This window comes from Nocardia sp. bgisy134 (assembly GCF_057708325.1).
In genome coordinates, this window is the sequence record NZ_JBYIRW010000005.1 from 153,663 (window position 1) to 172,698 (window position 19,036).

Below are 19,036 nucleotides of genomic sequence, written 5' to 3' on the forward strand. Positions count from 1 at the left end.
ATCCAGAAACGGCCCCGCCGACACATCTGTTTCGCGGCCGGGTCGGTGACCTGGGGTTTTGCCGGTGTCAGCGACGGACGGTGACGAGGGTGAAGGGTCCGATGTCGGTTTTTGTGAAGGCGGGGTCGTCGAACAGCTGCTTCGGGAAGCTCACCGTATAGCGCCGCACGTTCGGGTCGTTCGGGTAGACGTCCTCGGCCAGGCGCAGGCTGTACGCGTCGTCGCCGCGGCGGAACAGGAAGGCGTCGGGCGCGCGCCACGGGCTGTGCGCCATCGCGTCCAGCAGCTGCGCGGGCGAATCCAGCGCGCTCCAGTCCTTGATGGTGGCCGCCCGGCCGGGGAAATCGGCGAGCTGGTTCGCGTAGTGCGAGGTGAGCGCCTGGAAACCCCAGTACGGGTAGAAGGAGAGGAAGCTGGTGTCGGCGGTGAGGACGACCGTCTCGTCGCGCGGGCGGCCGGTCTGGGCGAGTAGCGCGGCGTCGATCTCGCGGTAGTACGAGACCGCCGAGGCCGGGCGCTTGTCGGCGCGGTTGCCGTCGCCGTCGGTGTCGGTGTAGGCGGTGGTGATCTCCGGGGTCAGCACGTGCGGGATGTCCTGGACGAAGGCCAGTGCGCCGACGATCGCGATCGCGACCACGGCGGGCCGGAATCGTGGGGGCTCGCCGAACGCCTGGTACACGGCGCGGGTGCCCTCGACGAGACTGAACGCGCCCGCGGCGGAGAGCAGCACGAGCAGCGGCGCCTCCAGCCGGAACGACAGCAGGGTGGTACCCGCCGCCGTCGCCAGCATGGACAGCAGCGTCCACAGGTAGATCGCCACCACACCGATGCCGAGCGCCTGCGCGCGCCGCGACGAACCCGCGCGCACCACCAGCCACACGGTTCCGATCAGGCACAGTCCGCCGAGCAGCGTGAACTCGGCCATCGGCAGCGGAAGCTCCGCGCCCGACTTCGGCAGGTAGTGCAGTGCCGTGCCGGAGCCCGGTGTCTTGGTGGTGAGCGACTTCACCAGGTACGGACCCCAGCACACCAATGCGATCAGCCCGGAGATCGCGGCGATCGCCAGCAGGCGCACCAGCGGCGGCACCGCGGCCCGCCACGTCCGCCGCTGCCGGATCTCGAGCCCGGCGGCCAGCAGACCCATCAGCGCGATCGCGAAGGCGGCGACGAGGAAGTGCAAGGTGTAGAAGGTCGCGGCGATGCCGAGGAACAGGCCGGTGCCGATCACCGCGCCCCAGCCCCCGGCCGTCCTGATCCCTCCCGCCTGCGGGCCGGGCGATGCCCCGTCCTCCAGCGGTCGATACAACGCGCCCCAAGCCAGCACCAGCGCGGGCGGAAGCAGGAGCACGATCACGCAGCTGTACGGCTCGGGCGAGGCGTAGGTCAGCGCCACCGCGGTCGTCGCCGCCGTGACCGCCACGGCCCAGTCGGCCCGGATCAGCTGGGTCCACAGCACGAGCGCGAGCACCGCCGCCACCGCGAGCGAACCGATCGCGTACGGCTTGAACGCCTCCCAGCCGTCTATCCCCAGCACATTCGCCACGCGTCCGCCGACCCAGAACCACCCGGCCGGATAGAACGGCGGCAGATCCATGTACGTCATATCGCGCAGCGACGCGCTGTCGGTGAGCCGCGTCAAGTACTCGGTGCGGAACTCCTGATCGACCGACACGCCGAACAGGTACAGCTTCGTCGCCGCAAGCGGCATCCCGAGCGTCACCGTCACGAACGCCGAAATCCCGGCCCAGGACAGCACTTTCGCCACCCGAGGCCACTTGTGCGCCCGTAACAGCCAGACCGCGGCGATCAGCATCGCGGCCGCCGCGACCTGCCCCGCCGTCGTCAACGCCCGAGTCACATTGGAGGAGTTGAACGCAGGCCAGGACACCAGCGAAAAGGCCACCAGCCCAACCGCGGCGACGACCGCGGCCACCAGCGCGGCGAGCAGACCCTCACCGAGTCCGGCTCCCACCTGCCGCAGGAACAGCGACATCCGCCCCGGTGGGGTCGCGGTGCTCTGTTCCGTGACAGTGGTGCTCATAGCGCCTCCGGTTCCAGTCGTCGGCTCTGCGCTCGGCACCCACCGACCGCCGCCCCTGATTCGCACCGCACGCTAACAAACTCCCCGCACACAGGCAGGAGACTGGGTCTCACCGCCGCCGCGCGAGCGGGCCTCGCCGGGATCGCGTGCAGCCCGGTATCGCACGCGATCACTCGTGACCGCCGAGCTCGCGCCGGAGAACATCTTGCGAGGTGGACGCGAAATCCGGCGGAGCGTCGATTTTCCGGCAAATGACAGACGGCGGCCGCAGTGCTCACCCGACTCCGGCGCGAAGAGATCTACGTTGTTGGCAACGGCCCCTGGCGCTGCGGGCAGATCGTCCGCGCGAAGTCGCAGTTTCCACGGCCGAGAATCCGCATCGTCGCCGTAGGTCACCGTCAGACCGACTCTGGATTCGGTCCTTCGTGCACGTTCACCTGCCGAAGTTCGGTCGCCAGTCGCGCGGCGGTGACGAAGTCGGCGTCGTCATGAACGACCACCAGACCGTGGTATGCGGCGGTAGCGCAGATCTGCAGGTCGACACTGGACAGACAGCCGTGGTTCCCGCGTTCGGCCGCGCGATCCTGCAAACCGGCGATCCACGTTCCGGCCGATTTCGGCACCGCGGCATCGCTGTACAAAGCGTCATACATGCCGCGGAACGCGGAGTACTCCTTCAGATTGCGCGCCGACCGGAGGAATTCGGCCCGCTGCGGGTAGCAGGACCGCAACTCCCCGTCCGTCGTCGGTGTCCGCCAGAGTTCGTGGACAGCCTCGTCTCGCAGGATGCGCCACAGCGCCGAGGAATCGAGCAGGTATCCGATCACCTGGCAGGTGGCTCCTTCTCCGCTCGGTGGGCGGCCTCGGCCCCTTCGATATCCCAGCCGCGAGCCAGCTCGAAGTAGTGGTCGTACGCCGCGGCGCGGGACATCCGCTTGTTGTATTCGGTTAGCGCGGCGGCGACGGCCGCCGTCTTTGTCCGGTGCCCGCCGAGTCTCTTGGCTTGTTCCAGAGCTTCGTCATCGATCTCGATATGGGTGAGGGACATGTGCGCCTCCTGTACATAAAGTCCGCGCCTGCTCGCTGAAATTGTACATTCACCCCTGGTGATCGGGATATAACGAGAACTGCCGCGGCATCGGGGATGGCGCGGCAGTTCTGGGTTCGAGGCAATGCTCAGAGGGGGAGCTTGCGGAAGATCGGGCGGGGGATGTGGCGCAGGATGGACATGAGGAAGCGCACGGGGCCGGGGGCCCAGATGAGGTCCTTGCCCTTTTCGGAGGCCGAGACCGCGAGCGCCGCCACGTCTTCCTTGTCGACGGTGAACGGGGCTTCCTTGGCGCCGGTGGCCTTCCAGTGGTCCAGGGTGGTCGTGGTGCGCACCTGGCCGGGGCGGATGACGAGGACGCGCGGGCCGAACGGGCGCAGCGCCTCGCCGAGGCCGAGGTAGAAGCCGTCCAGGCCGGCCTTGGTGGAGCCGTAGACGAAGTTGGAGCGGCGCACCCGCTCGCCCGCCACCGAGGACATGGCGATGATGCGCCCGTAGCCCTGCGCCTTCATCTTCTCGCCGACCAGCACGCCGACGGAAACCGCCGCGGTGTAGTTGATCCCGGCGACCTGCACGGCCTTGCGCTGGTCCTGCCACAGCTGCTCGGCGTCGCCGAGCACACCGAAGGCCACGATGGCGACGTCGACGTCACCGCCGGACCACGCCGCGTCGATCACCTTCGGGTGCGAGTCGGTGTCGAGCGCGTCGAAGTCGACGACCTCCACCTTGTTCGCGCCCGCGGCCTCCATCTGGGCCACCGCGCCCTCGCGCAGCGGATCGTTGGGGAGGGTGGCCAGAACGATCCGCGCCGGCCCCTTCTTCAGGTACTCGGCGCAGATCGCCAGTCCGATCTCCGAGGTACCGCCCAGCAGCAGGATGGTCTGCGGGTTGCCTACGGCATTGATCACTGAAGCTCCAGCCTTCTCGCCATGTCGGACATGAAAACGCCTGTGGGATCGACACTCCGGCGGACCTTGATCCACTCGTCGATCCGCGGGTACATCTTGTGGAAGGTCTCGGCCGTGGTGCGCGAGTCCTTTCCGGTGTAGAGCCGCCCGCCGAATTCGAGCACCCGGCGGTCCAGATCGGTGACGAACTCGTTGAGGCCCGCCGAGATCGGGAAGTCGACGCAGATGTTCCACCCGGGCATCGGGAAGCTCAGCGGCGCTTGGTTACCCGGTCCGAAGAGCTTGAAAACATTGAGGAACGAGTAGAACCCGGACCGCTGGATGTCGATGATGATCCGCTTGAACTCCTCCACCGACTCCGGCGGCACCACGAACTGGTACTGCAGGAAGCCGTTGGAGCCGTAGCCGCGGTTCCACTCGCCCAGCATGTCGAGCGGGTGATAGAACTGCGTCAGGTTCTGCACCTTACCGCGGTAGGTGCCCGACTTGCGGTACCAGAGCTCGCCGATCGGGGTGAAGGTGTACTTGTTGGCCAACCCGTTCGGGAACACGTCCGGCAACGTGAAGAACGTCTTGCCGTTGAACCGTAGCGGATCCTTCTGCAGCTTCTTGGGCAGCTGATCCAGCTTGGCCAGGTTGCCGCGGGAGATGGCGGCGCGGCCCAGCTTGGGTTCCGGGCTGATCGCGTCGAACCACGCCGAGCTGTACTCGTAGCGGTCCTCCGAGCCGTCGCTGTGGAAGGCGATGGTGTCGTCCAGGGTCGGCGTCACGTCACCGTCGGCGATGAAGTACGCGGTCTCCGTCGGCGTCATCTCGATGGTGGCGCGCAGGATGATGCCCGTCAGGCCGCAGCCGCCGATGGTGGCCCAGAACAGCTTGGCGTTCTTCTTCGGCGTGATGTGCTGCACGGTGCCGTCGGCGGTGAGCAGTTCCATCGAACGCACGTGGTTGCCGAAGCTGCCCGCGCTGTGGTGGTTCTTGCCGTGGATATCGGAGCCGATCGCACCGCCGATGGTGACCTGTCGCGTGCCGGGCAGCACCGGGACCCACAGGCCGAACGGCAGCGCGGCCTTCATCAGCTGGTCCAGGTTCACGCCCGCGTCCACGTCGACCAGGCGAGTGTCGCGGTCGATGCGGTGGATCTTGTTCAGCGCGGTCATGTCGACGACGAGGCCACCCGCGTTCTGGGCGTTGTCCCCGTAGGAACGGCCGAGGCCGCGGGCGATCACGCCGCGACGTAGGTGGGCCGGCTTGCCGTCGTTGTCCTCGGCGACCATGGCCACGGCCTTGGCGATCACTTCCGGATCGCTGGTCGAGAGCACTTCGGCGGAGGTCGGTGCGGTGCGACCCCACCCGGTCAGTGCCCGGGTCTCGGTCGGCAACGCGAAGCCGTTGGCGCTCGCAGCGCCGTTGTCGGTGCTACCTGCGGTCCCGCTGTCACCGTTCGCGACGGTGGCGGTCGAAGCTTTCGTTGACATCGGCATAGAGGCTACAGGCATGACGGCCGGAGGGGTTGTTGTCTCCGTACTCACCAGTATGGAGACGGTCACTACCGCCCCGCGGACCCGCGCCCCTCACCCGGCCGCGCCGGTCTCCGCCTTCACTCCGGGTCGTGCGCGATGCGTCCGGGTGCGCGAGTTGAGGCACCTCCCCTGCGCGCCGACCCTGCGCGGGCCGAGGAGGGGCGGGGTCGGGTCGCGCCCGTTACGCTCGTGCGCGTGCAAGCCGAACCCCACCTGCCGCTCCCGGCCGAATTGCCGCTCGTCGACGAGCCCGTCGGCGCGAACGACGGGCCCGAAGGAGGCAGCCTGCGTAACCACGAAGGGCCCCGAGAGCGCCGAGTCGACGACAGCACCGAAGTCGACCTCAAGACGCAGATCATCCGGTTCACACTGACCGGCGGCCTGTCGGCGATCGTGGACTTCGGGTTGTACGTCCTGCTGCTGAACGTGCTCGGCCTGCCCGTCTCGGTCGCCAAGTCCATCGGGTTCATCGCGGGCACCACCACGGCCTACCTGATCAACCGCAGGTGGACCTTCAAGGCGCCGCCGAGCCGCGCCCGCTTCGCCGCCGTCGTCGCGCTGTACGCCACGACCTTCGCGGTGCAGGTCGGCATCAACCAGGTGCTGTACTACGCGATCGGCGAGCAGTGGTGGCGGGTGCCGCTGGCGTTCGTCGTCGCGCAGGGCACCGCGACCGTCATCAACTTCGTCGTGCAGCGCCTGGTGATCTTCAAGATCCACTGAGGCGCCGCACGCCGCTCATCTGGCCAGCGCGGGGGCCGAGCCGGGCACGTCCGCGAGTTCGGCGCGGGCCTCCGCCTTCACGCCGAAGTAGTCGCCGCCCTTCGCCCGCGTATTGTCCGTGCCCCAGTCCCGCTGCTCACGTTCCGCGGGGACGAGGTGCGGAATGTGTTTGCGGCAGTGGATGTAGGCCTCCTCGACGTCGACCACGACCCAGAGTTCCGCGGCCCTTCCCTTGACGTTCTCGGGTAGCTCGGGAACGCTGCGCCGCAGCGTCGCGTCCTCCACGATGCGGGCGGACCCGTTGATGTGCAGGCCGATGAGGTCGCGCACGAAATCGATTAGCAGGATGCCTACGTGGGGATTCTCCAGAATGTTGCCGAGACTCGCCATCACGCCGTTGCCGCGGTATTCGGGATAGGCGACCGTTCGCTCGTCGATCACGTGCAGAAATCCGGGGGGACCGGCACGGAAGCTGTTGTCGCATTCGCCGTGTTTGTCGGCGGTGGCGACGAACGCCATGTCCATCCTGCCGATGAACTCGATCATGGTCGAGTTCAGCCGATCTCGCATCTGATCTGCGTAAAAACGATCGGCCCTGCCCTCTGTGCCGTACCTTTCCTGTAGTTCGCGCTCGCCATCACTGCCACAACGTGTACCGGGCATCGCGCCCCCTCTGGTCGCCGGAATCCGGGGTACCGCGCGACTCCACGTTGAACCGCGACTTGACCGAAATCCTGTCCATTTTAATGGGTTCGGGCATGGCAGATCTACGAAACCGCCATTGAGGATGCACCGAATGTGGCGTTAGCGCAAGGGTTTCCGTGAGTTTGCTGAATTCCGACCGGCCGGAATGATTTCCGGCCGGTCGGCAGGGTGTCGTCTCACGCGGGCGTCAGCGTCACCGGCACGCCGTTGAACACCGCGTTCCCCGAGGGCACGTCGACCACCGAATCATCGGTCAGCGCATTGGCATTCACCCCGGCATTGGCCTTGGCCACCGTCTGCGAGCTGCCGTCGTGGCCCCATCCGTGCGGCAGGCTCACCACGCCCGGCATGATCGCCTCGGTCGGCTCGAGCGGCACGGTCAACATGCCGGCGGCCGATTTCACCACGGCCTGGTCGCCGAGGCCGAGCCGGTTCACGTCGTCGGGGTGGATCTGCAACGTGCACCGGTTGGTACCGCTCACCAGGGTCGCGACATTGTGCATCCAGCTGTTGTTGGAGCGCAGGTGCCGCCGCCCGATCAACACGAAATCGGGCGCGTCCTCGGCCAGTTTGGCGCGCAGCCGCGCCACGTCGGCGAGCAGCGGTGCGGGCGCGAGCTCCACCCTTTTCGACGCGGTGCGCAGCGCCTCCGGCAGCCGGGGTCGCAACGGGCCGAGATCGATGCCGTGCGGGTTGTCCAGCAGCTCTTGCAGATTCAGGGTGCCACCGTTCCACTCGCCGTAGGGCCCGAGCCGCAGCATCAGGTCGATGCGCTGCTCGGTGCTGGTCTCACCGTGCAGTTCCGGCCTGCGCTCGGGAATGCCCGCCTTGTGCAGCATGCCCGCGATGACCAGCTCGTCCACCATGGTCAGCGGGTCCTGGTCGCCGGTGCCGTTGTGCGGCCTGCCGGTGAGCGCCGCGCCGAGCCGGGCCAGCACACCCGCCTCCGACGGGCGGTCGCCGAGCGGCACCAGCGGGCGCGAATAGCGGGTGTAGTTGCGCACCGCGAACTGGAGCAGCGCGAAATCGTAGTGCGGGGACTGCAACGGGCGCGGCGGCGGCAGGATGACGTCGGCGTGCCGCGTCGTCTCGTTGACGTAGCGGTCCACGCTCACCATGAACTCCAGCCCGGCCAACGCCGCGTCCAGCCGCGCGCCGCTCGGCGCGGAAAGCACCGGGTTGCCCGCGACCGTCACCATCGCGCGTACCTGCCCCTGGCCCGGCGTGCGGATCTCGTCGGCGAGCGTGGCGACGGGCAGCTCGCCCATCGACTCGGGCAGCCCGCGCACCCGGCTGGTCCAGCGGCCGGTGCGGAACGGTTTGGTGCGCGAGATGCCGCCCGCGGCGGCGGTGGCGAACATGGCGCCGCCCGGCGAGTCCAGATTGCCGGTGAGCACGTTGAGCACGTCGACGAGCCACTGGGTCAGGGTGCCGAATTCGGCGGTGCAGGTGCCGATCCTGGCGTACACGGCCGCCGTCGGGGCCGCGGCCAGCTCGCGAGCGATGCGGACGACGGTCTCGGCGGCCACTCCGGTGCGGGCCGCGACGACCTCCGGTGTGAAATCGGCGGCGGCCGCGCGCAACTCGTCCAGCCCCGCCACCTCGACCCGCACCTCGGTCAGTCCTTCGGCGAAGAGCGTGTGCACGATGCCGAACAGCAGGTAGGCGTCGGTGCCCGGCCGGACGAACAGGTGCTCGTCGGCCAGTTTGGCGGTGCGCGTCAGGCGCGGATCCACCACGACGAACCGGCCGCCGCGGCGGCGCAGCGCCTTCAACCGACCGGGGAAATCCGGCGCGGTGCACAGCGATCCGTTGGACTCCAGCGGATTGGCTCCGAGCATCAGCAGGTAGTCGGTGCGATCCAGATCCGGCACCGGCACGGTGAGCGGATCGCCGAACATCAGCCCGCTGGCCACCTGCTTGGGCATCTGGTCGGCGGTGCTCGCGGAGAACAGATTCTTGGTGCCGAGCGCGCGCATCAGCACGGGCAGGTACAGCGCGCCCGCCACGGTGTGCGCGTTCGGATTGCCCAGATAGAGTGCGGCCGCCTGGTTCCCGTGCTCGGCGAGGATCGGCGGGAAACGTTCGGCGATGTAATCGAAGGCCTCGTCCCAGCCCGCCGTGCGCCACGTGTCGGTCGCTCGATCGCGGATCAGCGGTTCGGTGACCCGGTCCGGGTCCTCGTCGAGGTGGCCGAGGCTGGCGCCTTTGGGGCAGAGGAAGCCCTTGCTGAAGGGGTCTTGCTTGTCGCCGCGGATCGAGGTGACGTGGTCGTCGCGGTCGAGGGTGATCTCCAACCCGCACACCGCTTCGCACAGCGGACAGGTGCGCAACAGGTTGCGAGAGAGGTCTGTGATCGGAGCCATATCCCATCTTGACCCGGCGGTCGGCCGGAGGGAAGGCAAATTTGCGACATTTTTGGAAGATGTCCCATAGTCGCGAGCGGTGCCGGAGAGACGAGGACGACCGGCATCCGTCCAACGGATGCCGGTCGTTCAGGGCCGGTAGTGCGGGCCGTCCCCTCCTCCGGGGAGTCGTTTCAGCAGGCGACGCTGGTCAGCTGCGTGCGGCGCCGGGTGGTGGCCGTAGCGGCCGAGCGCACGGCGGCGCTGATCGCGACCACCGGCGGCACCCAGCGGGCCTCGTGCGGGGCGACGCCCCAGCAGGCCGACCCGGCCGAGAGCTTGCTCGGCGGCAGCGGGATGCCCGCGCCGTCGGTGTAGACGGTGGCGCCCGCCTCGCGCAGCGCCTCCAGCGCCATGGCGGCCTTGCGCAGACCGGTGACGAGGTGGATCTCGCGACGGTCGGCGCCGGGGAACTCGATCACCGGGCCGGACAGGTTGTTGGCGCGCAGGAAGCGGCGGACCGCACCGGCCAGCTCGCCGCTGACCTCGATGCCGGAAATCTCGTCATCGGTGATCAAGCAGATCCCGTTGGCCGTTTCGGCAACCGTCCATCCACGCTGGATGTAGTCCTGCGCCGCGGCATCGATGTCGGCCGCGGAGACGGAAGTCGGAAACGAGGTGCGCACTGTTTTTCTCCATTCCCCGGTAGATCTGGGTCCTGCGTTCATGGGTCGTATCGAGGGGCGGTGGCCCCGGCGTTACGCGATTCGCGAAAGTTTCTTGAACTGTGGACTACGTCTCATCCGGCAGGGGTCCGGTCGGGGTCGTTCGGGTCGCTGACAGGGCCAACTTTCGAGCACGTGGCTGTCGGGGCGCTGTGTCGCCGCTGTGAGGTTCCTGGGGGCTGGTTCGGGACGCGAAATGCGGGGAGGATTCGGCGCATGACCGATGAGTCGAGCGGGATCGCGCTGCCCGATCCGGAGGAGTACGAGACCGAATCTCGTTGGATCGCTTGGAAAGCGTCGGCCACCAGGCGCTTCGCCAAAGCGGCCGAGCGCGACGAGGAGCCCGCCGAGCCGTTCCGCAGCCCGCGCGCCTTCCGGCAGTGGAGCGCGGAGACCGCCCGCGCCCTGATCGACGTGCAGTTCCACCGGACCGCGACCACCACGCTGCTGCCGCTGGCCTACATGCTCGGCCTGATCTTCGCCTTCGCGGTCCCGATCAGCGTGACGGTGTGGATGTGGCAGGTTTCGGCGGTGCTCGGCGTGCTGGCGGGCCTGGTCGCGGTGCCGCTGGGTCTCTCGATCGCCGCCGCCGTGCGCCTGGTGCTGGAATTCCTGGTCAATGCCTCGCGGCTGGCCACGCGGGTGGAGCACATCAGCGAGCTGGCCGACGATCTGTTCCAAGCGCTTTCGGATGTCGCCGAGCCGGTGAACCAGCTCTCCGAGGACGTGCGCGCGGTGCAGTTCTGGCGCTTCGGCAGGCGGGGTTCGCGCAAGTAGGCAATCCGACAGGGTTGCCATGGGATGACCACGTCGAACCTGATTGTCTCTCTCGAGCCATTGGCCTGCCTGAGCCAGCAATCCTGCGCTATGTCAGTTTTGCTGTGAAACAATGCTGTTCGAGCGTTGGGGAAGGTTCCGGATGCTCGGTAGGGAGCGTCGGTATCGGCGGCACGAGGGGTCTTCGTCGTGTCACCTCGACGCATGGCGCGAGGGGGAAAGCATGGCTTTACCGCAGGGAACAACCGGATCGACCATGCCGCGTCGGCAACTCGGCCGACACCTCCGCGACCTCCGCAACCGCGCCAGGATGACCACCAGAATGGCTGCCCAGCAGCTGGAGTGGTCGGAGGCGAAGATCTGGCGGATCGAAACCGGGCAGACCTCCCTGCGCAGCCTGGACGTCGAGGCGATGTGCAAGATCTACGGCGCCCCCGGCGATCTCGTCGGCCCGCTCACCGCGCTGGCCAAGGAGACCAAGGCCAGGGGCTGGTGGACCGCCTACAGCGATGTGCTCGGCGAGGGTTTCGAGATCTACATCGGTCTGGAGGAGGCGGCGCGTCAGCTGTCGACCTACGAGAACGAGCTGGTGCCAGGGCTTTTGCAGACCGAGGCCTACGCGAGGGCGCTGCTGAGCGCGGCGCGACCGGACGCCTCGCCCACCGAGATCGAGCGAAGGGTCCAGTTGCGGCTGGCCAGGCAGGCATTGGTCACGCGTGGCGAATCGCCGGTGCAGCTGGACGTGGTGATCAGCGAGGCGGTGCTGTGGCGGCGCGTCGGTGGCGCGGATGTGACGGCGGACCAGCTCGAGCACCTGCGGCGCATGAGCGAATTGCCGAACGTGCGGATCAAGACGGTGCCGCCGGAATCCGGGTACCACGCCGGGATGGAGTCGGGCCGGTTCGTGATGCTCGAATTCCCCGAGGGGCGCATGGGTGAGGAGCCCGAGCCCCCGGTGATCTACGTCGAGGCCTTCACCGGACCGGTCTACCTGGACAAGGACAGCGAAATCGACCGGTACCGGAAGGCTTTCGCCGACATCAAGTCGGTCGCGGTGGACGCGCGCCAAGTCCTCGACGAGGCGCGGGCCGCGCTCGCCTGATCGGACGAGTTCCGCGCGGCCGGAGTGTTTCGCGGGCCGCGGGCTGCCTACTGCGAGGTGCGGCCCGGCTACTGCCAGGTGCGGCCCAGCACTTCGCGGTGCGTCGGTAGCGCTTGGTTGTAGACCCGCCTGCCCTTCTCTGTCAGGCAGACGAAGACCGCGCGCCGGTCGTCGGAGCACATGCTGCGCTCGACGAGTCCGTCGCGCTCCAGCCGCGCCACGGCGCGGGACAGCGCACTCTGGCTCAGGTAGATGTCGTTGGCCAGATCGCTCATTCGGTAATTGCCGCAATCGGCATCGACCAGCCGGTCCAGCGTCTCGAACTCGCTGAGCCCCATCTTGTGCCTGCCCTGCAGCTCTTTCTCCAGCGCGCAGCTGACGGTGGCGTGCCGGTCGAGGAGCTCGCGCCATTCGCCAACCAGCTCGGTGGGCGCGATGGTGCGCCGAGCGGTCTCAGTGGTCGGCTTCGACATGGCCCCATCTTAGTGGTGCGGGTCGATGCATGCAACCACATTTAATGTGTTGGCATTTAATGCGTGCGCATGTAATGTCCTCCACATGACTTCACCAGCAACGCTTTCGGCCGCCGCCACGGCGATCGATCCGACCAGATGGTCCGCCCGGCTCTGGGGCATGCTGATCACTCTCTGCATCGTGTTGTTCCTCGACGGTCTCGACGTCTCGATGATCGGTGTCGCGCTGCCGTCCATCGGCGCCGAACTTGATCTGTCCACCTCGACCCTCCAGTGGCTGGTGAGCGGTTACGTGCTCGGTTACGGCGGCCTGCTGCTGCTGGGCGGCCGCACCGCCGACCTGCTCGGGCGGCGCAAGGTCTTCCTGATCGCGCTGGCGGTCTTCGCCCTCGCCTCCCTCGCGGGCGCGCTGGTCAGCTCCGGCCCGCTGCTGATCCTGACCCGTTTCGTCAAGGGCCTGGCCGCCGCGTTCACCGCGCCGACCGGTCTGTCGATCATCACCACCAACTTCGCCGAGGGCCCCGCCCGTAACAAGGCGCTGTCCATCTACACCGTGTTCGGCGCGGGCGGTTACTCGTCCGGCCTGCTGTTCGGCGGCCTGATGACCGGCGTCGGCTGGCGCTGGACCTTCCTGCTCCCGGTGCCGATCGCGATCGCCGCGCTCGCCGCCGCGTGGGTGCTGGTGCCCAAGGACAAGCCGGCCGAAGAGGGCGGCCACGACATCCTCGGCGCCGTGTTCTCCACCGCCGCCATGCTGCTGCTGGTCTACACGGTGGTCACCGCACCCGAGGCGGGTTGGGTCTCGGCGCGCACCATCGGTTCGTTCGTCGCGGTGATCGCGCTGTTCGCCGCCTTCCTCGCCGTCGAGCGGCGGGTCGCGCACCCGCTGGTCCGCCTCGGCATCCTGCGCAAGTCGTCGCTGATCCGCGCCAGCCTCGCCATCGTCGCGGTCGCGGGTTCGTACTTCAGCTGGCAGTTCATCGTGACCCTGTACATGCAGGACACGCTCGACTGGTCGCCGCTGAAGCTGGCGCTCGCGCTGCTGCCGGTGGGCCTGCTCGTCTCGCTCTCCGCGGTGTTCTCCGACAAGCTGGTCGATCGCTTCGGCACCGGCCCGATCATCGCCGTCACCATGGTCGTGATGGCCGTCGGCTACCTGCTGTTCCTGCGGCTGAACACCGACCCGTCCTACCTGACGGTGATCCTGCCCGCGGTCCTGCTGATCGGCATCGGCTGGATCGGCTTCCCCGCTATCAACATCCAGGCCACCAACGGCATCGATGACGAGGAGCAGGGGTTGGCCGCAGGCGTGCTGCAGACGTCCATGCAGGTCGGCGCGGCCATCGTGCTCGCGGTGACCACCGCGATCATCTCCTCGGGCGGCCACAGCGCTTCGCCCGCGGACATGCTCGACACCTACCGTCCCGGTTTGGAATTCGCCGCAGGCGTCGCCATCGTCGGCGCGCTGGTCGCCCTGCTCGCCTTCGTGCCGAAGCGCGGCAAGCGGGAGCAGGTCGCCGAACCGGAGCTCGAACTCGTCGGCTGATCCGCAGCGGTCGACGACAATCGGAAGCCACGTCCGGCGGCACGCGCCGCCGGACGTGGCTTCCGGCATGTCGGAGAACTCAGGGGAACGGCGGCGCTGCGGCGTCTTTGGGGGAGCGCAGATAGGTCAGCGGTGCGCCGTCGCGGCCGACCTTCGGCCATTCGATGCCCAGCCGGGGATCGAAAGCGTCCAGGTCCCTGTCGAATTCGGGGGTGTACTCGATGGAGCACAGGTAGGTGACCGTCGACTCGTCCTCCAGCGAGAGGATGGCGTGGCCGAGCCCCTCGGACAGGAACACCGAACGCCGGTCCACGTCGTCGAGCAGCACGCTGTCCCAGCGGCCGTAGGTCGGCGAACCGGGGCGCAGATCGACGACCACGTCCATGAAGGCGCCGCGCACGCAGGTCACGTATTTCGCCTGGCCGGGCGGGTCCTCGGTGTAGTGGATCCCGCGCAGCACGCCCGCGGCCGAGACCGAGCAGTTCACCTGGTGCAGCTCGAACGGCCGTCCGGTCGCCTTCTCGAACTCGGAGGCCTTGAACGACTCGACGAACGTGCCGCGCTCGTCCTGGAACCGGCGCGGGGTGACGACCCAGGCGCCTGGCACCGCGAGCTCCCGAATCTCCATCTCACCAATCCCGTCCGCGTTCCAGCAGATCGAGCAGGTAGCCGCCGTAGCCGGACCGGACGAGCGGCTCGGCGCGGGTGCGCAACTGCTCGTCGTCGATGTACCCCATCCGCCAGGCGACCTCCTCGGGCACGCCGATCTTCAGACCCTGCCGCTCCTCGATGGTGCGCACGTAGTTGGCGGCGTCCAGCAGCGAGTCGAAGGTGCCGGTGTCCAGCCAGGCGGTGCCGCGGGCGAGCACGTCGACGCGCAGCCGGTCCTGTTCCAGGTAGGCGCGGTTGATGTCGGTGATCTCGTACTCGCCGCGCGCCGAAGGCCGCAGCCCGCGGGCGATCTCCACCACGTCGTTGTCGTAGAAATACAGCCCGGGGATGGCGTAGTTCGAGCGCGGGACCTTGGGCTTCTCCTCGATCGACACCGCGCGTCCGCCGGTGAACTCGACGACGCCGTAGGCGCTCGGGTCCGACACCCAGTAGGCGAAGACCGCGCCGCCGTCGATCCCGGCGAACCGGTTCAGGCTGGTGCCGAGGCCGGGCCCGTGGAAGATGTTGTCGCCGAGCACGAGCGCCGCGCACTCGGTGCCGATGTGATCCGCGCCGAGCACGAAGGCGCGCGCGAGACCGTCCGGCTCGGGTTGCACCACGTAGCTGATCGAGATGCCGAACTGGGAGCCGTCGCCGAGCAGCCGGGCGAACGCCTCGGCGTCCTCCGGTGTGGTGATCACCAGGATGTCCTTGATGCCGGCGAGCATCAGCGTGGACAGCGGGTAATAGACCATCGGTTTGTCGTAGACCGGCACCAGCTGCTTGCTCACTCCGCGCGTGATCGGGTGAAGCCGGGAACCGGTGCCGCCCGCCAAGATGATTCCGCGCATGCCCTGGAGTCTGCCAGTTCGGCCGCTCCGGGATTCGGGGAGGTTCCGACTAGCGCACGAATTGATCACGAACGTTTCGCCGCCCGGCGCGCCGGGCGATTGATGTTGCAGGGATCACACTTTTCGTGGTCTTCTGAAACACGCTGCGACGTGAGCGACGGGCTCGGAGGCGGTAGCCTGCGTGACCACGCAGAGTCCCGGGAGCGTCGCGAATGCGCGCAGCGTGAGATGTCAGCGCTGACTCTCGCCCGCGGCCCCCGCTGATCAGGCTCGGTTCCGCCAGGTCGGGTTCGGCGCGCCAGGGTGAGGTAGGTGCGCGATGACGGCGACCACGGTCGACGGCTCCGCCGTCGTGATGAATCCGGACGGCCCCAGCGCCGCGGCGCGGCTGCTGCTGGCGACCTGCCGCGGCGTGGTGCGGCCGATGCTGCGGGTCGCCCCGATCACCCGGGCCACCATCCCGGTCGGCGCGTTCGCCATCGACGGGCTGGCCCGGTTGCGTCCCGCCCCGCACGGCATCGACCGCGAGCAGGTCCGTCTCGGCGGTTTCCGGATGGAGATCGTGCGCCCGTCCGGCGCGGCGCGGGCCCTGCGGCACGGCGCGGTGCTGTACATGCACGGCGGCGGCTTCGCGGTGTGCGGGCTGGAGACGCACCGGCCGGTCGCGGCCAGCTTGGCCAGGCGCATCGGTCTGCCGGTGGTCAATGTCGACTATCGCCAGCTGCCCGCGGGCAGCATCGGCCAATCGATCGAGGACTGCCTCACCGCCTACCGATGGCTGCTTCGGCACGGCGCCGATCCAGCGCGGATCGTCTTCGCCGGGGATTCCGCGGGCGGCTACCTGAGCTTCGCGACCGCGCTGCGCGCGATATCGGCCGGACTGCCCGCGCCCGCCGGACTGATCGGACTGAGCCCGCTGCTCGACCTGGACTACGCGGCCAAACGCGACTACGTCAACGTCGCGCGCGACCCGTACATCCCGCTGTCGGCGCTGGAGGCGGTCGTGAAACTCGGCGCGGAGATCGACGGCGCGCTCGATCCGCTGCTCTCGCCGGTCAACGGCGCGCTCACCGGACTGCCCCCGGTGCTGATGATCGCCGCCGAGGACGAGGTGCTGCGCTACGACTGCGAGCTGATGGCGCGGCGGCTCACCGCGGCGGGCGTGCCGCACGCGGTGGAGCTGTGGCGCGGCCAGGTGCACGCGTTCATGAGCATCGCCCCGAACCTGCCCGAATCCCGGGCGGCGCTCGGCCGGGTCGCGCGCTTCGTGCGCACCAGGTTCGAGCAGTTGGAGCAGGCTCGGACGGCCTGATCACGGTCGGCCGGACGAGTCGCATCCCGCCCCGGGTCGCGCCCGGGGCGGGATACTCGGCGCATTACCCCTCGGATAATCGACTCCGGCGCGGTGTTTCGGCAGGCTGAGGCCATGGTGGCTTTCGAGACGACCCCGCGCCGCACGACACTCGACCGAGCGCTTTCGGCGCTCGCCTACGGCCGCATCGCGCTGGGCGCTACCGCGCTCGCCGCTCCGGACACGGCGGCGCGCCTCGCGCTCACCCGGCCGACTCCCGAACTCCGTTACATGACCCGGATCTTCGGCGCCCGAGCCATCGCGCTCGGCCTCGGATACCTGACCGCCGCGCCCGGCGACCGGCCGCGCTGGCAGCGCCTCGCCCTGATGGTCGACGTGCTCGATACGACGAGCGGGTCGGCGCACCTGGTCCGCGGCGACATCCCTCGCGGCGTCGTCGCCGCGTTCGTCGGTCTCACCGGCGGCTACGCGACGATCGGCGCGCGCCGGTTCCTGCGTGACCGGCGCGCGCTCACCTCGCGGGGAACGGCGCGTTGATCGTGGTGAAGTACTGGGCGACCGCCGCGATCGCGACGGGCGCGGTCACGAACAGCTGACCGGCGACCGCGCCGAGCGGGCCGACCGTGGCGACGCCGCCGAGGCAGCCGACCACGGCCGCGGGCAGGAACGGCCCGAACAGTCCCGCGAGGGTGGCCGCGGCCACGGTCGCGCCGACGATGCCGCCGAGCACGCAGCCGACCGCCGCGCCGCCCAGGCCACCGAGCAGCGCGCCCATGCTCACCCCCAGGCCGATCGTGCTCGTCATCCGCGACCAGGCGGCCTGCTCGCGCTCGTACTCGGACTTCCACGGGGCCTTGTCCTCGAAGGGCAGGGCGACCGGCTCGTAGACGGCCTTGTCCATGGACAGCTGCGGGGTCAGAGTCGCGGTGCGGCCGGCGATCTCGGCGGCGATGGGGAACTCGAAATCGTCGACGCGGAACTTCAGCGGCGTGCCCGCGAGGACCGCGCCGTCGTCGGCCCTGATCTGGAGGACGTCGCCGGCGATCGCGAATGCCCCTGCGTCGAGGTCGATTACGGCGGCGTCGGGAGTGGCGCTCGCCGTGAAACCCACCTGCCCTGCCCCGGGGTGATCGGTCGCGGCGGCGGTGCCCGCGGTGCTCGCCACGACGGCGACCAGCAGCCAGGCGGTTGCGGCGAATTTCCTCATCAGCATTTGTCCGTATCCCTTATTCGCAGTGTGCCGGGAATTTCGCGGGGAAGTCGAAAACAATTGGTAACCTTGCGAATCGGTAATGTTAAGATTGTGTTCACTCGGTCACTGGTCCGCTCGAGCAATTCCCTGTTCGAGGCCGTTTGGTCTCCGGCTCCACGTCGACGTTAGAACCTGAACTTTTGTTCAGGTCAAGCGCGCGGTGGCTCGGAGCGTGTCTGGCGTCGAGCGGGTTGCGGGAAGTGTGCGTCGTGGCATGTCTGCGTGCGGGTAACGCCGCCAGGCACGCGAAAGCCCCGCCCGGTCGAACCGGGCGGGGCTTTCTGTTTCGCGACTCAGTCGCGCGTGTTCAGTTGTGCGGCAAGCCGTTCGGAATTACTTGGCCGGCGCCGGAGCCACGAACGGCTGGTTGATGGTGGTGAAGTACTGGATCGCAGCACCGATGGCCACCGGGGCGGTGACGAAGATCTGACCCGCGAGAGCACCCAGGGCGCCCACGGCCAGGATGCCGCCGATGCAGCCGAGGGCAGCGGCCGGGATGAACGGACCGAACAGGCCGACGATGGTGGCCGACGCGACGGTCGCGCCAGCGATGCCGCCGAGGACACAGCCGACGGCGCCGCCGCCGAGGCCGCCGACCAGGGTGCCGATGGTGGCGCCCATGCCGATGGTGTCCTTCATGCGGTTGAACGCGGCGAGCTCACGGTCGTACTCGTTCTTCCACGGCGCCTTGTCCTCGTAGGGCAGGGCGACCGGCTTGTACACGGCCTTGTCGACATCGAGCTGCGGGGTCAAGGTCGCGGTGCGGTCGGAGATCTCCGCGGCGATCGGGAACTCGAACTCGTCGACGCGGAACGTCAGCGGGGTTCCGGCGACAACTGTGCCATCGGCAGCCTTGACCTTCAGCGCGGCGTCTTCGACGACGAGCGAGCCCGAGTCGAGGGTGATGATCGACTGGGTGTCGGTGGACTTGGCGGTGAAGTTGATGGCGCCGGGCGCGGCCGGGGCCTCGGGGGCCGCGTTGACGGTGCCCGCGGTGACGCCGAGCGCGGCGATCAGCAGCGCCGACGTGGCGGCGAATTTCCTCATCAGCATT

The 19,036-nt window shown here is 68.6% G+C and carries 19 protein-coding genes; 6 read left to right on the plus strand and 13 right to left on the minus strand.

Going from position 1 to position 19,036, the window contains the following annotated elements; genetic code table 11:
* Nucleotides 1–67: 67 nt before the first annotated feature.
* From AC3ERS_RS11530 to dprE1, 5 genes are all read right to left on the minus strand, one after another.
* Complete coding sequence (locus AC3ERS_RS11530) at nt 68–1,993, minus strand: galactan 5-O-arabinofuranosyltransferase (protein WP_431966781.1); 1,926 nt, start codon at nt 1,991–1,993, stop codon at nt 68–70.
* A gap of 446 nt (nt 1,994–2,439) precedes the next feature.
* Nucleotides 2,440–2,868, minus strand: coding sequence for a PIN domain-containing protein (locus tag AC3ERS_RS11535; protein WP_431966431.1), 429 nt, complete (start codon nt 2,866–2,868; stop codon nt 2,440–2,442).
* The gene (locus tag AC3ERS_RS11540; protein WP_431966433.1) at nt 2,865–3,089 is read right to left on the minus strand and encodes a type II toxin-antitoxin system VapB family antitoxin; all 225 of its coding nucleotides are present in this window, start codon (nt 3,087–3,089) and stop codon (nt 2,865–2,867) included. The genes AC3ERS_RS11535 and AC3ERS_RS11540 overlap by 4 nt, the downstream gene beginning before the upstream one ends.
* 128 nt (nt 3,090–3,217) lie before the next feature.
* On the minus strand, nt 3,218–3,997 hold the full coding sequence (gene dprE2 / locus AC3ERS_RS11545; protein WP_431966435.1) for a decaprenylphospho-beta-D-erythro-pentofuranosid-2-ulose 2-reductase: 780 nt from the start codon (nt 3,995–3,997) through the stop codon (nt 3,218–3,220).
* Nucleotides 3,994–5,481 (minus strand): decaprenylphosphoryl-beta-D-ribose oxidase, encoded by a 1,488-nt coding sequence (gene dprE1, locus AC3ERS_RS11550; RefSeq protein WP_431966437.1) that lies wholly within the window; start codon nt 5,479–5,481, stop codon nt 3,994–3,996. Before dprE1 ends, dprE2 begins: the two co-directional genes overlap by 4 nt.
* Nucleotides 5,482–5,715: 234 nt before the next feature.
* Here dprE1 and AC3ERS_RS11555 point away from each other — a divergent pair, with 234 nt between their 5' ends.
* Nucleotides 5,716–6,243 (plus strand): GtrA family protein, encoded by a 528-nt coding sequence (locus AC3ERS_RS11555; protein WP_431966439.1) that lies wholly within the window; start codon nt 5,716–5,718, stop codon nt 6,241–6,243.
* A 15-nt stretch (nt 6,244–6,258) separates the two neighbouring features.
* On the opposite strand, the gene AC3ERS_RS11560 is transcribed toward AC3ERS_RS11555, so the two are convergent.
* From AC3ERS_RS11560 to AC3ERS_RS11570, 3 genes are all read right to left on the minus strand, one after another.
* Nucleotides 6,259–6,906: a pyridoxamine 5'-phosphate oxidase family protein gene (locus AC3ERS_RS11560; protein WP_431966441.1), complete on the minus strand. Its 648-nt coding sequence runs from the start codon at nt 6,904–6,906 to the stop codon at nt 6,259–6,261.
* Between the two features lie 218 nt (nt 6,907–7,124).
* Nucleotides 7,125–9,314 carry a molybdopterin oxidoreductase family protein gene (locus AC3ERS_RS11565; protein ID WP_431966443.1) on the minus strand — a complete coding sequence of 730 codons (2,190 nt, stop codon included), beginning with the start codon at nt 9,312–9,314 and terminating at the stop codon, nt 7,125–7,127.
* A gap of 173 nt (nt 9,315–9,487) precedes the next feature.
* Entirely contained in the window at nt 9,488–9,979 is a 492-nt protein-coding gene (locus AC3ERS_RS11570) for a hypothetical protein (RefSeq protein ID WP_431966445.1), read from the minus strand.
* Nucleotides 9,980–10,234: 255 nt separating this feature from the next.
* Here AC3ERS_RS11570 and AC3ERS_RS11575 point away from each other — a divergent pair, with 255 nt between their 5' ends.
* Together AC3ERS_RS11575 and AC3ERS_RS11580 are read left to right on the plus strand one after the other, a co-directional pair.
* Entirely contained in the window at nt 10,235–10,795 is a 561-nt protein-coding gene (locus tag AC3ERS_RS11575; protein WP_431966447.1) for a DUF4282 domain-containing protein, read from the plus strand.
* A 256-nt stretch (nt 10,796–11,051) separates the two neighbouring features.
* Entirely contained in the window at nt 11,052–11,897 is an 846-nt protein-coding gene (locus AC3ERS_RS11580) for a helix-turn-helix domain-containing protein (protein WP_431966783.1), read from the plus strand.
* 68 nt (nt 11,898–11,965) lie between these two features.
* On the opposite strand, the gene AC3ERS_RS11585 is transcribed toward AC3ERS_RS11580, so the two are convergent.
* A complete protein-coding gene (locus AC3ERS_RS11585) occupies nt 11,966–12,370 on the minus strand; it encodes a MarR family winged helix-turn-helix transcriptional regulator (RefSeq protein WP_431966448.1) in 405 nt (134 codons plus the stop codon).
* An 85-nt stretch (nt 12,371–12,455) separates the two neighbouring features.
* On the opposite strand from AC3ERS_RS11585, the gene AC3ERS_RS11590 reads away from it, so the two are divergent.
* On the plus strand, nt 12,456–13,916 hold the full coding sequence (locus AC3ERS_RS11590; RefSeq protein ID WP_431966450.1) for an MFS transporter: 1,461 nt from the start codon (nt 12,456–12,458) through the stop codon (nt 13,914–13,916).
* A 79-nt stretch (nt 13,917–13,995) separates the two neighbouring features.
* On the opposite strand, the gene AC3ERS_RS11595 is transcribed toward AC3ERS_RS11590, so the two are convergent.
* Entirely contained in the window at nt 13,996–14,544 is a 549-nt protein-coding gene (locus AC3ERS_RS11595; RefSeq protein ID WP_431966452.1) for a dTDP-4-dehydrorhamnose 3,5-epimerase family protein, read from the minus strand.
* Between the two features lies 1 nt (nt 14,545).
* Complete coding sequence (gene rfbA / locus AC3ERS_RS11600) at nt 14,546–15,418, minus strand: glucose-1-phosphate thymidylyltransferase RfbA (protein ID WP_431966454.1); 873 nt, start codon at nt 15,416–15,418, stop codon at nt 14,546–14,548.
* A gap of 319 nt (nt 15,419–15,737) precedes the next feature.
* On the opposite strand from rfbA, the gene AC3ERS_RS11605 reads away from it, so the two are divergent.
* Entirely contained in the window at nt 15,738–16,730 is a 993-nt protein-coding gene (locus AC3ERS_RS11605; RefSeq protein ID WP_431966456.1) for an alpha/beta hydrolase, read from the plus strand.
* A 114-nt stretch (nt 16,731–16,844) separates the two neighbouring features.
* Nucleotides 16,845–17,267 (plus strand): hypothetical protein, encoded by a 423-nt coding sequence (locus AC3ERS_RS11610; RefSeq protein WP_431966458.1) that lies wholly within the window; start codon nt 16,845–16,847, stop codon nt 17,265–17,267.
* On the opposite strand, the gene AC3ERS_RS11615 is transcribed toward AC3ERS_RS11610, so the two are convergent.
* Together AC3ERS_RS11615 and AC3ERS_RS11620 are read right to left on the minus strand one after the other, a co-directional pair.
* Nucleotides 17,242–17,943, minus strand: a complete 702-nt coding sequence (locus tag AC3ERS_RS11615) for a DUF8020 domain-containing protein (protein ID WP_431966460.1) — start codon at nt 17,941–17,943, stop codon at nt 17,242–17,244. The two genes, AC3ERS_RS11610 and AC3ERS_RS11615, sit on opposite strands and share 26 nt — an antisense overlap.
* 372 nt (nt 17,944–18,315) lie before the next feature.
* Entirely contained in the window at nt 18,316–19,035 is a 720-nt protein-coding gene (locus AC3ERS_RS11620; protein WP_431966462.1) for a DUF8020 domain-containing protein, read from the minus strand.
* Between the last annotated feature and the right edge of the window lies 1 nt (nt 19,036).